Origin of the sequence: Streptomyces caniferus, from assembly GCF_009811555.1 — a bacterium.
GTDB classification, from domain to species: domain Bacteria; phylum Actinomycetota; class Actinomycetes; order Streptomycetales; family Streptomycetaceae; genus Streptomyces; species Streptomyces caniferus.
In genome coordinates this window covers 626,970-641,226 of the sequence record NZ_BLIN01000003.1, presented here as the reverse complement: position 1 = coordinate 641,226, position 14,257 = coordinate 626,970, and the positions used below count along the sequence as shown (strand labels likewise).

The following is a 14,257-nucleotide window of genomic DNA, read 5'->3' as shown; positions in this document are numbered from 1 at the left end:
GGTGACATGCTGGAGGGGACACCACACACGTCACACGACACACTGCCGCTCCGTCTGCCGGACCGGTGGACGGACGACGATTTCGCCGACGACGGGCCGGTGCCCGGCGGCGAGCGGGAACCGGACGGACGGGCGCCGCACCGGCCCGCCGCGGGTGAACGGGGCGACGAGGGCGCGAACACCGGGGACGCCGAAGGCGGGGGACTGCAGCGCTCCTCGCTCCTGATGGCGCTGGGGACCGTGGTCTCCCGCGGCACGGGGGTGATCCGGCAGGTGCTCCAGGCCGGCGCACTCGGCACGGGGCTGCTCGCCACGACGTACAACACCGCCAACGCCGTCCCGATGAGCATCTACACCCTGCTGATCGGCGGCGCGTTGAACTCGGTGCTGGTGCCGCAGCTGGTACGTGCCAGGGTCGAGCACGCGGACGGCGGCCGCGCCTACGAACAGCGCCTGGTCACCCTGGTCCTGAGCGTGCTGGCGGTGGGCACCGTGCTCTCGGTCTGGGCTGCGCCGCAGATCATCGCCGTCTTCACGCCGGACTCGCCCGAGCACCATGCCGCCTTCGAGCTCACCGTGGTGTTCGCCCGCTTCCTGCTGCCGCAGATCTTCTTCTACGGGCTGTTCTTCATGCTCGGCCAAGTACTCAACGCCCGGAACAAGTTCGGCGCGATGATGTGGACCCCGGTCCTCAACAACATCGTGCTGATCTCGATGTTCGGGCTCTACCTCGGCCTGCTGACGGCCGCCGACCGCATCGAGGACATCACCCCCGGTCAGGTCGACCTCCTCGGCATCGTCACCACCGGTGGCATCGCCGTGCAGGGCCTGGCCCTGATCCCCTTCGTCCGCGCCGCCGGATTCCGCTTCCGGCCGCGCTTCGACTGGCGCGGCACCGGTCTGCGCAAGAGCATCACGGCCGCCCGCTGGACCCTGCTGTTCGTGCTCGTCAACCTCGTCGCGATGGCCGTCGTCATGCGCTACTCGAGCGCCGCCGACCAGGAGCTCCCCACCGCAGGTGTCGGATACACCTCCTACAGCTACACCCAGATCATCTGGACGCTGCCGCAGTCGATCGTCACCGTCTCGCTGGTGACGGCACTGCTGCCGCGGATGAGCCGCGCGGTCGCCGAGAACCGTCTGGACGACCTGCGCGGCGACCTCTCCCGGGGACTGCGCGTCAGCGGTGTCGTCATCGTCCCGGCCGCCTTCTTCTTCCTCGCCCTCGGCCCGCAGACGGCCCAGCTCCTGTTCGCACACGGCACCGCGGACGCCGCGTCGGCCGTGCCTGCCGGGCACATGCTGCAGGCCTTCGGGCTCGGCCTGATCCCGTACTCGGCCCAGTACCTGCTGCTGCGCGGCTTCTACGCCTTCGAGGACACCCGTACGCCGTTCTGGATGGCCGTCTGGATCGCCGCCGTCAACATTGCCCTGGCCACCGCATGCCATCTGCTGCTGCCCGCCCGCTGGGCGGCCACCGGTATGGCCGCCGCGTACGGGGTCGCCTACGGCATCGGGCTGCTGATCACCGCGCTGCTGCTGCGCCGGCGGCTCTCCGGACGTCTCGACGGTCGGCGCCTGTGCCGCACCTACGGCAAGCTGGCCGCGGCCTCCGCCCTGGCCGCCGTGGCCGGCGGGCTCGCGGCCCGTGCCTGCTCCGGCGTGCCCGTCCCGGCGGCCTGGACCCCTGTCCTGGGCCTGACCGCAGGCGGACTCGGTATGGCCCTGATCTTCCTGGTCCTGGCCCGGGCCCTGAAGATAGGTGAGCTGCGCAGCCTGCCCGGCCTGCGGTGACCCGGGCGGCGGACGCCCTCACACCGCGCGCGACCGCGGCCAGGACGCCTGCGCGGCGGCGGCGAGCCAGCCGATGACGGCACCGACCGTGGTGTCGCCCAGGCTCGCGATCTCCGCCAGCGCGGCCAGGTCCCCGTCGGCCGGTGCGACACCGGCCGCGGTCAGGGCGGCGTGCAGCTCCAGCCGCCGGTGATCGGGCATCGCCACCGGCCCCTGCCGCTGTTCCTCCGGCCGCGGGGGAGTGGGCAGGCCGTAGCGCTGCGGGGGCTCGAAGGGCAGCCGGTCCTCCGGGCGGGGCGGCGGGAGGAAGGGGTGCGTCGCGTGCGTGGACGGGTGCGGCGGTTCCAGCGGGTACGCGGGCGCGCCGAGGCGCTCCTCGGGGCGCGGCGGCGCGAGCACATAATCCGGCGTCGCACCGTACGGCGGGGGAGTGGGGCGGTAAGGCGACATGGGGGCCTCCACAACTCGCGGTCCGAAGGGTTCACAGATTCGGCGAAGACTGTGTCAATTCTTCGGAAGCCGGAGGGCGCTCGTCCGGTTGCGGAAGGGGCGAGGGTTCACCCGATGGGCCCAAGGGATGCCGGCCGTCCTCGTTACGGTTGCCGGACGCCTCGCCCTGACGGACCGTCGCCCCCGTACTGGAACCACAACGTGCGGCCGGTGTCCCCGCCGCCCGCATGCTCGCGCGGCGCCACGGCGGCAAGTCCGGACCGCCGGGGATGCCCGTGCTGGAACCGGGCATGACATGGCGACAGGTCCGGCGCGCGGCGCGCGGCGCTCTGCCGGGCAGCCGCTACCGCCGCCATCTGCTGTGGCGCTATTCGCTCGTGTGGGACAAACCGCGCCCCTGAACGGGCAAGGCGGGGCGCCTCCGTGGTCGCCCCGTTGTTCGCGGCGGACTTCCGGGACGGCTGTCTGGCGCACCGTCAAGCGGAAAGCCGTGTGCGCAAGAGCACTTCTGACGAGGAATCGGCGGGCTGCACGGGCGTGGCTTTTCGGGGGAATTCTGTGATTGCCACAGCCTGGTCACATAACTCTCCCCGATGTTCACACCGTGGTGATTACCGCAATGGAAAGCTGCCTGCGGCCGTATTCCCTACGGCCGGCGCGGGTCGTGCCCCACATTTTCGCGACTCGGCGCCACAATTCGGGGAGAGGACACCCTTCGTGGACAACACCCGCGTGAACCGTCGCGCCCGGACGGCGCTGGCCCTCGCCGCCGGAACGGTATTGACGGTGGTGGTCGGACAGTTCCCGGCCGGTGCGACGGCCGCTCCGGCCGCGGACCACCGTGCCGCTGCCACGTCCGGCACCCAGCACTCATCCATATCCGTCGGCGGATATGACGACACGTCCTATGACGACACGTACTACAAGGACGCCCTCGGCAAGACCGGCCAGGCGCTCAAGGATTCGCTGCACAAGATCATCAGCACCACCCAGACCGGAAAGCTGACGTACGACCAGGTCTGGGACGCCCTCAAGGACACCGACCAGGACCCGGCCAACAGCGCGAACGTCATTCTGCTGTACAGCGGCCGATCGCAGAGCAAGGAAGCCCACGGCGGAAATCCCGACGACTGGAACCGCGAGCACGTCTGGGCGAAGTCCCATGGCGATTTCGGCACGGACACCGGTCCCGGCACCGACATCCACCACCTGCGCCCGGCGGATGTGTCCGTCAACAGCGCTCGCGGCGACAAGGACTTCGACAACGGCGGTACGGAGGTGAGCGAGGCGCCGGGCAACCGCACCGACGACGACTCCTTCGAGCCCCGTGACGCGGTCAAGGGCGATGTCGCCCGCATGATCCTCTACATGGCCGTCCGCTACGACGGCGGCGACGGCTTCGCCGACCTGGAGCCCAATGACAAGGTCGGCAATGGCACCCAGCCGCACATCGGACGGCTCTCCGTCCTGAAGCAGTGGAGCAAGCAGGACCCGCCGGACTCCTTCGAGAAGCACCGCAACCAGGTGATCTTCGACAAGTACCAGCACAACCGGAACCCGTTCATCGACCACCCGGAGTGGGTCGACGCGATCTGGTAGACCGCATCCGGTCGGCCGGGCCGGGGCCGGGCGGTTCTTCCGCCCGCCCCGGCGTGGCGTGTACGGCAGTCGGGCGCCCGCACATCGGATGGCGTAGGCCAGCCAGCGCGCGGCCGAGGTCGTTTTTAGCGTGGGCCACATGTCGAGCGCGAGTTGGGCCTCCGTCAGAGTCGTTACCGCAGCCACCTTTTGTGCCGTGAGCCTGCTGGCCGTGCCCGGCCGGGCGGCCGCCGATGGCCCCAATGGCATCGACGACCTGCGGGCCGCCGCGCACGTGACCCACCCGGTGCACACCCCCAGCCGGCTGGACGACCGGGGAGTGCAGTTCCTTCCCGGACCGGACGTGCCGGAGCCCCCGGACGTCTCCGCCCTGTCGTGGATGGTGACCGACATGGCGAGCGGCAAGGTCCTCGCGGCCAAGGATGCCCACCGGCCGCTGCCGCCCGCCAGCACCCTCAAGGCGCTCTTCGCCGTGACGGTGCTGCCGAAGTTCTCCCCGGCGGAGGTGCACACCGTCTCCCTCGAGGACCTGGGCGGTATCGAGTCGGGCAGCTCGCTCGCCGGGCTCAAGGAAGACCTTCCGTACCGTGTCGCGGACCTGTGGCACGGCGTCTTCCTCCGCTCGGGCAGCGATGCGGTCCACACCCTGGCCGGCATGAACGGCGGCTGGGGCAAGACCATCGACGACATGCAGGAGACGGCGCGGCGCCTCGGCGCCCGCGACACCACGGTGGAATCCGCCGACGGGTTCGACACGCCGGGCCAGTTCTCGTCCGCCTACGACCTGACGCTCTTCGGCCGGGCCGGTCTCGCGGACCCCGACTTCGCCGAGTTCGCCTCGACGAAGCATGCGGAGCTGCCGGAGGAAGGCGGCCCGGACGCGTTCGGCATCGAGAACACCAACCGGCTGCTGGTCGGTTCGCACGGCGTCAAGCCGTACGACGGCCTGATCGGGGTGAAGAACGGCTATACGACCCACGCGGGCAACACCCTGATCGCCGCCGCCCGGCGCGACGGCCGGACGCTGCTGGTCACCGTGATGAACCCGCAGTCCGGCAGCCGCAACGCCGTCTACGAGGAGACCCGCGCCCTGCTGGACTGGGGATTCGAGGCGGCTCCCCGGGCCGCGGCCGTCGGCGTGCTGCCCGCCCTCGCGCACGACCGCGGCAGCGGCGTGGCGCAGCCCGCCGTCCACCGGCCGCGGGCCGCCGTGCCGCTGCACAGGACGGCGATCGCCGCGCGGCCGGACACCGACGCGCCCGCGCGGTACTGGTGGCTGCTGTCCGCCGCGGGAGGCGTCGGGGTCATCGGCCTCGCGGCGCTCGGTACCGGTCTGTGGCGGCGCCGTCGCAGACCGCAGGCGAGCGCGGGCGGGGAGTCCGACTGAGGCCGTGCCCCGGGCCGCCGGCCGTCGTACATCCATCCGATCGGTCAGGGATACGGAGGACGCACGATGGCCTTGCCCGGTGAAGGGCGACGCGTCCGTCACGGTTGTGCGGCCTGCCGGGCGTTGCTCGGTGTAGCGTCCTGATCAGCTGTCGTGGTTCCGAAGTGCCGGGCGCCCGTGTCGCATTCACGGGCGTCCTTGCTGTGTAGCGCGTCTCCGGACCAGGGCGATCACCTCCGGGGTCCGCAGCACGCGGAACCCGATTCGAGCCCCTTGAACGAAGGAGACGGAAATGGCGTCCGGCACGGTGAAATGGTTCAACTCGGAGAAGGGCTTCGGCTTTATCGCGCAGGACGGCGGCGGTGCCGACGTCTTCGCGCACTACTCCAACATCGATGCCACGGGCTTCCGCGAGCTGCAGGAGGGCCAGAAGGTGACCTTCGAGGTCACCCAGGGGCACAAGGGCCCCCAGGCGGAGAAGATCCGTCTGGCGTAGGCCCGGCGGACTCGCCCTAGGCGCCCGTTCCCGGCCCGGGGGCGGGCGCCCGCGCGTGGAGCGCGCCGTACGCCTCACCCGGTCGGCCGCAGGCGGCGGCAAAGGGCCGCCGGCCCGTGCGGGCGGACGGACCTCCGCCGAGGAGCCGCCGGCTCAGGGCTGCGGCGGCCGGTCCTGGCCCTGCCCGCCGAACTGGTCCCGCATCTTGTCCTGCGCGGTGTCGACCTGGCCCTTGTACTTGCCCTGGGTCTTGTCGTCGACCATGTCGCCGGTCTTGTCGATGCCCTTGTCCGTCTGGCTTTCGTGGCCCTTCAGCATGCTCTTGATCTTGTCCATCATGGACATGAGTGGTCCTCCTCACCACGGTCCCCCCACGACTCCAGCATCACCCCCTGCCAGGTGATCTGCATCTGCGCGCCGGGTCACCGCCGGGGCGCCCGGGACCGCCGTGGCGCACGGTTCACGAGCCGCTCGGTACCGGTGCCTTCATGTGGTCGCTGATGAACTTGATCGAACCGGCGGCCATGCCCTTCTGGTAGTCCCAGGCGTTGTGCCGGCCACCGGGGATCAGCTGGAGGGCGGTGTGGATCGGACCCTTGCCGTAGAGCCGGCGGAACCGCTCGATGGGGGCCTTGACGGCGGTGGATTCCCTGGTGCCGGCCTGGAAGGCGAGGTAGACGTCCGGGCCGCCCTTCCGCAGCAGCCGCCGGGCGAGCCTTTCCGGATCGTTGGCTTCCTTCTCTGCCCGGTGCCCCGCCCACAAGGGCGAATCCGGCGCCATGTCCGGGCCGCTGGCTATCGCCGCCTTGAACTTCTCCGGATGTTTCAGCACGGACTTCAGCCCGGCGAAGCCTCCTGAGGAGGACCCCATGAAGGCCCAGCCGTCGCGGGACTTGAACGTACGGAAATTGGCCTTGGTCAATTGGACGACGTCGTCGGTCAGCCAGGTCCCCATCTTCTGCCGGCCGGGTATGTCGCTGGCGTCGTGGTACCGGGTGTCCGGGTTGAGCATCGGCATCACCACGAGGAACGGCAGGCTCTTGCCCTCCGCGGTCCACCGGGTGAGGTTCTCCTGCAGCTCGATATCGCCGCCCACCCAGTAATTCGTGACACCGCCGGGCTCCGCGGGGCTGCCCAGGCCACCCGGCAGGGCTATCAGCACGGGAAATCCGCTCTTGGCGTATTTCGGGTCGCGGTACTCCTTCGGCGCCCAGACCCAGACGCTTCCGGTGACACCGGATTTCGGGCCCTTCAGCGTCGTCCGCGCTATATGGGTGCCGTCGTCCAGGGTCCGGGTGATCCGGAAGTCGTTCTTGGGGCCGGTCGGCAGGAGGGTGTCGTCGTCGACGGGCCCGACCCGCGCGGCGCCGTTGTTCTCGGCACCGGCGTTGAAGTCGACCGGGTTTCCGGTCTCCGAGCAGCCGGTGAGCAGTGCGCAGGCGGTGACGAGGGCGGCCGCGAACGCGACGGCAGAGAGGCGTTTCAAGGGGACTCCGCGACTGGATGATCAAGTGCAAGTGCCCATAAAGAGGGAAAACGTGCCGCGGAGGTTCCCTTGCCCTGGGTCGTTGTGCGGGCTCGGATCACCACTGGGTTCGCTCCTCGGTTCACCCATATGGAGCAGTGCGTCCACGGTGGTTGCCCTCGGGCCGCCCGTGACGCGCTCGACGGGCACGGCCGTGCGGTCCGGCCGAGAATGCAGCGGTGAGCGATGAACACCGCAATGCCGAGGAGCCCGGACCGTGCGCCGTGCCGTGTGACGAGGAACGGCGGCTCGCCAGGAAGGCGCTGGCCGGCCGTGCGCGGGACGCGGACGACCTGTCGCTGTTGATGGACATGCTGGGCCTGGACCCGGGCCGCGATCCGGACCATGAGGCGGCGTACGGCCGTCCACCGGGCCGTGACCGGGGTGCCGGGCGCGAGCGGCGCCAGGAGCTGCGGCGCGACACCTGCCGTGACGCCCGGTCGCGCCCGCGCGGGCCCGGGGCGTAGACCACGCCCCGGGCGTCCGCCGTACCCGGCTGCTACCGGCCCGCTGCCCGGGGCAGCCGCACGGTCACGATCTGGAACGGGCGGAGCCGCATCCGGACCGTGTTCCCCTGCCGTACGAGCACCGGACCGTCGTCGACGGGGCGCTCCAGCAGATCGGTGGCCGTGGCGCCGGCCGGCTCGAAGCCGGTGGTCAGGGTGGCCGTGGCCCGCCCGCCGTGCGCCTCGTGGAGGCGGACGATCACATCGCCGCTCGAATCGTCGGCGAGCTTGACTGCGGTGACCACCACCGCGTCGTTGTCGACCGTGACCAGAGGTGCGACCGCCCCGCCACCGGCGGTCCGGCGCTCGGGCAGGTTGAGGCGATGGCCCTCGCGCACCGCGTCGCCGAGGGCGGCGCCGGGGACGAGCGCATGGCGGAAGCGGTGCAGGCCCTGGTCGGTCTCCGGATCGGGGAACCGAGGGGCCCGCAGCAGGGAGAGCCGGACGGTCGTGGTGGTGCCACGGTCGCCGTCCTCCCGGACGGTACGGGTGACGTCATGGCCGTAGGTCGCGTCATTGACCAGGGCCACGCCCCAGCCCGGCTCTTCGAGGTGGACGAACCGGTGCGCGCAGGCCTCGAACTTGGCGGCCTCCCAGGTGGTGTTGGTGTGGGTCGGCCGGTACAGATGTCCGAACTGGGTCTCCGCGGCGTAGCGTTCGGCGTGCAGGTCCAGCGGGAAGGCGGCCTTGAGGAACTTCTCGGTCTCGTGCCAGTCGACCTCGGTGTCGATGTCCAGCCGCCGCTGCCCGCGCTCCAGCGTCAGCGACTGCACCACCCGGGAGCCGCCGAACGTACGGGTGACGCGCACCGTGGCGGCCTCCCCGGACACCTCGCCGAGCACCACCTCGTCCGCCTCGGTCAGATCGGTGACCACGTTGCGGTAGAAGGCGTCCACGTCCCAGGCGTCCCACATGTTGGGGAAGTCCGGGTGGATCTGCAGCAGATTCGCCGCCCCGCCGGGCGCGACGGCCTCGCGTTCGGCGACCCGGTCGTACGCGGAGACCACCAGGCCGCGGCCGTCGATCTCCACCCGCAGCAGATCATTGGTGAGGGTGAAGCCGCCGTCCCCGCGCGGCGCCGCCGCCACCTCGCTCCCCTCGCCCACCGAGGGGGCCGCCACGGCTCCGGCGGCGACTCCGCCCCGGGCGTGCGGCGCGGAGTTCACCACCAGCTCGGTGGCTCCCGGGCCGGCCAGCGCGGCCACCGCGGAGGCGATGATGTCCTCCAGCTCGGCGGCGACCGCCGCATACGTCCTCGCCGCCTCGCGGTGCACCCACGCGATGGAGGAACCGGGCAGGATGTCATGGAACTGGTGGAGCAGCACCGTCTTCCAGAGGCGGTCCAACGCGGCGTAGGGGTAGGGGTGGTGAGCCCGTACGGCCGCGGTGGCCGACCAGAGTTCGGCCTCCCGCAGCAGGTGTTCGCTGCGCCGGTTGCCGTGCTTGGTCCTGGCCTGGCTGGTGAGGGTCGCACGGTGCAGCTCCAGATAGAGCTCGCCCACCCACACCGGCGCCCGGGGGTACTCCGCCTCGGCCTTCGCGAAGAAGTCGGCGGGCTTCTCCCACTCCACCGTCGCCGAACCGTCCAGGTCACGCAGTCTGCGGGCCTTGGCGATCATCTCGCGGGTGGTGCCACCGCCGCCGTCGCCCCAGCCGGTCGGGGCGAGCGAGCGACTGGCCACCCCCTTGTCCTTGAAGTTCCGTGCCGCATGGGCGATTTCGCTGCCCGCCATCTGGCAGTTGTAGGTGTCCACCGGCGGGAAGTGGGTGAAGATCCGGGTGCCGTCGATGCCCTCCCAGCGGAAGGTGTGATGCGGAAACGCATTGGTCCGGCTCCAGGAGATCTTCTGCGTCAGCAGCCATTTCGACCCCGCCGCCTTGATGATCTGCGGCAGCCCCGCGGCGAAACCGAAGGTGTCCGGCAGCCACGCCTCCTCGTTCTCGATGCCGAACTCCTCCAGGAAGAACCGCTTCCCGTGCACGAACTGCCGCGCCATGGCCTCCGAGCCGGGCATATTGGTGTCCGACTCCACCCACATGCCGCCCGCCGGAACGAACCGCCCCTCCGCGACCGCCTTCTTGACCTTGGCGTAGACCTCGGGCCGGTGCTCCTTGATCCAGGCGTACTGCTGCGCCTGCGACATGGCGAACACGAACTCCGGCTCGTCCGCCAGCAACGCCGTCATGTTGGACGCCGTACGGGCCACCTTCCGTACCGTCTCGCGCAGCGGCCACAGCCACGCCGAATCGATGTGCGCATGCCCCACCGCGCTGATGCGGTGCGCGGAGGCACCGGCCGGCGCCGCCAGCACGCTCCGCAGCTCCGCACGGGCCGCCACCGCCGTCCCGTTGACGTCCTGCAGATCCACCGCGTCCAGCGACCGGCCCACCGCCCGCAGCAGCTCCCAGCGGCGCGGACTGTCCACCGCGAGCTCCCGCATGAGCTCGCCCAGCACCTCGAGATCCTGGATCAGCTCCCACACCTCGGTGTCGAACACGGCCAGATCCATCCGCGCCAGCCGGTACTGCGGCGTGCTGCCCGCCGTTTCCGGGTCGCCCAACGGGGTGGGCCGGAAGGGGTGGACATCGAGGATGACGGGGTTGGACGCGGCCTCCAGGTGCCACTCGACGCGCTCACCGCCGCGTACCGGCGCGCCCACGCGGACCCACTGATTGCGCGGATTGATCGCCTTGACCGGGGTGCCGTCGGGCAGGTGGACCAGCGCCTCGCACTGGAAGCCCGGCATCCGCTCGTCGAAGCCCAGGTCGAGCACTGCCTCCACGGTGCGGCCCGCCCATTCCGGCGGCACCTCCCCGTGGACCTTGAACCACGTCGTGCCCCAGGGGGCGCCCCAGGCATCGCCCACCGCCACCGGCGTATGGGCCGCGTCCAGGCCCTCGGCCACCGATGCCGTTCCCCGGGCGTTCGACTCCGTGTGAGCGGGGGAGGCCCCGATGTCCGGTGCGACCCACGCCGCGACCTGGAGGGGAACCGATTCCGGGTACAGCGCGGGCCGGATGCGCTCGTTCAGGACGCGGTCGAGGCGGGCTTCGATCAGTGCGCGGTCGTCATGCATGAGGAGGACTCCCCGGCGTTGAGGGTGCGGGCGGCGGCGGATCGGTGACCGTCAGGGCTTACCAGGGCAGCCGGGTCCGCGACGGCTTCGAGACGGTGAACAGTTCGTGCACGGCGCGCACTTCGAGGCATGCGGACGGCTCCTTCGCCGCACGGCGCAGGCCCGACGCGTAGAAGGCGGTACCGCAGGTACCGCCGAGGAACTCCCGCCGTCCGTCCGGGAAGCGGCGGTACAGCTCGTAGTGGCGCACCGGGCCCGGGGCGCGCCGCCAGCTCAGCCGTACGGCGGTCGCCCCGTCCGTCGTGGCGCTGCCGATGACCTGCAGCCCACTGGGGGCGGCGGGGGACGCGGTGGTCTCGCGGACGGCGAGCGCCCCCAGCCGCCAGGCCACCGCGGTGCCCCCGCGGCCGGTCAGCCGTACCCCCAGGGCGTGCAGGGTCCCCGGGCCGAGGGAGCCGAGGCGCAGGGAGGTGGTGCGCCAGCCGGCGCCCGGCTCCAGGGTCCCGGCCGGGAGATACGCGTACGGGGCGGGCTCGCCGGGCGCGGGGGCCTCGCGCAGCGCGAGGGCCACCTCGACGGTCACCGGCCCCGAGGCCGGGTCGAGCCGATGGGTGAGGTCGAGCACCGAGGCGGCGCCCGTCGGCAGCCGGGCGGAGAACAGCTCCAGGGTGGCGGGGGCGTCGAGAGCGCCCCGAACCAGCAGGCTGCTGCCGCCGCGCCAGGCGTCGGCGAAGTCCAGGGACACGTCGGGGCGTGGCCCCTCGGTGCGGACCGCCCACCGTCTCGGCGGCAGCCGGTCCTGCAGGCCGAGGTGGTTCCAGGGGGTGGCGGAGGTGGCCGCGCCGTCCTCGTACCAGCGCAGACCGTGGCCGGTGTTGAAGGTGGTGGCGAAGGGCAGCGTGGTGAGTGTCGAACGGTCGGCGACGGCGGTGGCCGGTGCCCGCCATCCGCTGCCGGTGCCGCCGGGCCGGGTCGGATCGAGGCCCTCACCGGACCAGAACCGGTCGTCGGCGGCATGGAACTCGCCGGGGGTACGCCCCTCCGGCAGATGGCCGAGGGTCCACTCCGGCCGGTAGAAGCCGTACGAGACGACATGATCGCGGTCGGCCGGGACGATGGCGTCCCAGTCCGTGTCGCTGTCCCAGCCCGCGGCTTCGACATCCACCCCGGCCCACAACTCGTAGCGGCTGCGGCCCAGTTGCTCCGCCAGCCGCCCGGAGTCCGCCAGCCGCCCGGCGCTCCACCGGAAGTCCACGAACAGGGAGTCGGCGACCGGCCCGGCGGCGTCCTGGAAGAACGGCCGGTTGAGCTCGTCGAGCGCACCCTGCCAGCCGACCTGCCCGGTCCGGTTCATGGCGTCGTACCACGTGATCCGCAGGCCGTGCCCGGCGCCCGCTGCGCGCAGCGCCCGCAGGAACGCCTGCATGTCGGCGGCCAGCGCGGAGTCACCGCCGCCGGTCTCCGCGTTGAGGAACCAGCCGTCGAAGCCATACACCGTCGCGACCTGCACCAGCTTCGCGGCGAGCGGGAAGCGCCCCGCCGCATCCTTCCGCACCAGATCGCGGGTCCAGCGCAGCTGCCCGCCGTAGGCGACCGGCGGGAGGAAGACCGTGCCCAGTACGGGGACGCCATGACGGTGCGCGGCATCGACGACCGGCGCGTTGGGCGCCAGGATCAGGCCCTCGCCGGAGGAGCCGCCCCAGAAGACCAGCTCGTCGAGGTAGGCCCAGTGGGTCGGTGCGTAGTAGTCCGCGGTCGCCGAGCCCTGCGACGGGTTGCCCGCGGTGTGGTCGAAGGCCGCCAGGGCGCTGATCCGGGCCTGGCCCGCGCGGGCCGTGGTGTTCGCCGGGACCGGGGTGAACCGCTCGGCGAGCGGCACCGTCGCCGTGTTGAACGCCAGATCCCGGTCGTGCTCGGGAGCCCAGGCGGCCAGGCTCCGCCAGGTGATGCCCTCCCCGGGCGTGCCCGCCGGCAGCGAATCGGGGAACCAGTACGACGCGTACGGCTGCAGGGGGTCCGCGGCGCCGGCCCGGGCCCGGTCGGCCGCCACCGCCGCGCCGCCCCCGAGGGACGGACCGAGCAGGGCGGCCGCGGTGCCCGCCCCGGCCAGCAGCACACGGCGGCGCGGGACGGGGGACGGTTGCCGGTTCATGAGGTGCTCCTCCGGTGGGGGACGGCCGGCGACGGCCGGCGGACGACCTCGTCGGGTGTGCAGACCTCGGTGATGCCACGGGATGCCAAATGCGCTGCATCCGCGGCGAGTTCGGCCAGCACCAGGGCCGGGCGGACGCCCTGGGCGGTGAGTTCGGCCCAGGCCTCGAAGACCGGGCCGCCCGGCGCGCACACCGAGCGACGGGGCGCGGCCTCGGCCCCGCCGACGTCGACCACCAGCGCGGTGCCGCGGACCGGCGGACGGTGCGCACGGCCGCGCCGGTCCGCGATCAGCGCCGCGATCGCCTTCCCCGCGGGCTTGACCGTCCGGTCGGCGGTGAGCAGCCCCAGCCCGTACTCCAGCTCGGGGAAGTCCGCCAGGGACCGCGACACGTCGTGGGAGCACCACCAGGTGACGCCCCAGAGGTCGGGGCAGTCCAGCGCGCCCGCGACGGTGGCCTCGGTGAACCGCGCCGCCCGCTCCTCGGGGATGTGCGGTGCGGGGGCACCGACCTCCTGGAGCCACACCGGGCGGTGCGGGTCCCTCGCCCAGGCCTTGGAGAGCTCGATGAGATAGGCGGCGTGCTGCTCGGTGGCGGTGCCGGCTGGGCCGTGCCGCTGTGCGGTGCCGTTGAACACCCAGGAGTGCACGGCCGTGACGGCGCCGAGCCGGGCCGCCTGGGCGGGGGTGAAGGGATGGCCGTCCCGGTACCAGGCGGCGTCGTACGCGGCATGCAGATGCATCCGCCCCGGCGCGCCCCGCTCGCACGCCGCGAGCATCCGCTCCAGCCAGGCCGTGGCCTGCGCGCCGGTGATCCGGTCGGGGTCCGGATGCGGGCCGTCCGAGAACTGGTTGATCTCGTTGCCGAGCGTCATCCCGAGGAAGTGGGGCCGGTCGGCGAGCGCGGCCGCCAGCGTCCGCAGGTACTCCTCCTGGCCCGCCAGCACCTCGGGGTCGGTGAAGAGGTTGCGGCGGTGCCAGGTCCGCGTCCAGGCGGGCAGGAAGTCGAAGCTCGACAGATGGCCCTGCAGCCCGTCGACATTGACGTCGAGGCCGCGTTCGGCCGCGGCATCGGCCAGTTGCACCAGCTGGGCCACGGCGCGCGGCCGGATCAGGGTGCGGTTGGGCTGGAACAGCGGCCAGAGCGGGAAGACCCGGATGTGGTCCAGGCCGAGGGCGGCGAGGGAGTCGAGGTCGGCGCGTACGGAATCCAGGTCGAAGTCCAGCCAGTGGTGGAACCAGCCGTGCGTGGGTGTGTAGTTGACGCCGAA

At 71.9% G+C, this 14,257-nt stretch carries 11 protein-coding genes; 5 read left to right on the top strand and 6 right to left on the bottom strand.

What is annotated here, in order from left to right; all coding sequences use genetic code 11:
* Positions 1-6: 6 nt before the first annotated feature.
* Positions 7-1,794, top strand: a complete 1,788-nt coding sequence (gene murJ, locus Scani_RS11570) for a murein biosynthesis integral membrane protein MurJ (protein WP_159473374.1) — start codon at positions 7-9, stop codon at positions 1,792-1,794.
* An 18-nt stretch (positions 1,795-1,812) separates the two neighbouring features.
* Here murJ and Scani_RS11565 read toward each other — a convergent pair whose 3' ends face one another.
* Positions 1,813-2,244, bottom strand: coding sequence for a hypothetical protein (locus tag Scani_RS11565; RefSeq protein WP_159473371.1), 432 nt, complete (start codon positions 2,242-2,244; stop codon positions 1,813-1,815).
* A gap of 717 nt (positions 2,245-2,961) precedes the next feature.
* Between Scani_RS11565 and Scani_RS11555 the strand changes: the two genes are divergently transcribed.
* The 3 genes from Scani_RS11555 to Scani_RS11545 all read left to right on the top strand — a co-directional run bounded on the left by Scani_RS11555 (position 2,962) and on the right by Scani_RS11545 (position 5,726).
* Positions 2,962-3,843 (top strand): endonuclease I family protein, encoded by an 882-nt coding sequence (locus Scani_RS11555; protein ID WP_246295696.1) that lies wholly within the window; start codon positions 2,962-2,964, stop codon positions 3,841-3,843.
* 139 nt (positions 3,844-3,982) lie between these two features.
* The gene (locus Scani_RS11550) at positions 3,983-5,230 is read left to right on the top strand and encodes a D-alanyl-D-alanine carboxypeptidase family protein (protein ID WP_159473368.1); all 1,248 of its coding nucleotides are present in this window, start codon (positions 3,983-3,985) and stop codon (positions 5,228-5,230) included.
* Positions 5,231-5,522: 292 nt separating this feature from the next.
* Positions 5,523-5,726: a cold-shock protein gene (locus Scani_RS11545; RefSeq protein ID WP_006601696.1), complete on the top strand. Its 204-nt coding sequence runs from the start codon at positions 5,523-5,525 to the stop codon at positions 5,724-5,726.
* Between the two features lie 153 nt (positions 5,727-5,879).
* Here Scani_RS11545 and Scani_RS11540 read toward each other — a convergent pair whose 3' ends face one another.
* Entirely contained in the window at positions 5,880-6,071 is a 192-nt protein-coding gene (locus Scani_RS11540) for an antitoxin (RefSeq protein WP_159473365.1), read from the bottom strand.
* A 115-nt stretch (positions 6,072-6,186) separates the two neighbouring features.
* Positions 6,187-7,212, bottom strand: a complete 1,026-nt coding sequence (locus tag Scani_RS11535) for an alpha/beta hydrolase (RefSeq protein ID WP_159473362.1) — start codon at positions 7,210-7,212, stop codon at positions 6,187-6,189.
* A gap of 218 nt (positions 7,213-7,430) precedes the next feature.
* On the opposite strand from Scani_RS11535, the gene Scani_RS11530 reads away from it, so the two are divergent.
* Positions 7,431-7,718, top strand: coding sequence for a hypothetical protein (locus Scani_RS11530; protein WP_159473359.1), 288 nt, complete (start codon positions 7,431-7,433; stop codon positions 7,716-7,718).
* A gap of 32 nt (positions 7,719-7,750) precedes the next feature.
* Here the strand turns inward: Scani_RS11530 and Scani_RS11525 are convergent, their stop codons facing one another.
* Genes Scani_RS11525 through Scani_RS11515 form a run of 3 tightly spaced genes read right to left on the bottom strand, consistent with a single transcriptional unit; the run spans position 7,751 to position 14,212 of the window.
* Positions 7,751-10,834: an alpha-mannosidase gene (locus Scani_RS11525; RefSeq protein ID WP_159473356.1), complete on the bottom strand. Its 3,084-nt coding sequence runs from the start codon at positions 10,832-10,834 to the stop codon at positions 7,751-7,753.
* A 58-nt stretch (positions 10,835-10,892) separates the two neighbouring features.
* Positions 10,893-12,986, bottom strand: coding sequence for an endo-beta-N-acetylglucosaminidase (locus Scani_RS11520; protein ID WP_159473353.1), 2,094 nt, complete (start codon positions 12,984-12,986; stop codon positions 10,893-10,895).
* Positions 12,983-14,212 carry a glycoside hydrolase 5 family protein gene (locus tag Scani_RS11515; protein ID WP_159475770.1) on the bottom strand — a complete coding sequence of 410 codons (1,230 nt, stop codon included), beginning with the start codon at positions 14,210-14,212 and terminating at the stop codon, positions 12,983-12,985. Before Scani_RS11515 ends, Scani_RS11520 begins: the two co-directional genes overlap by 4 nt.
* Between the last annotated feature and the right edge of the window lie 45 nt (positions 14,213-14,257).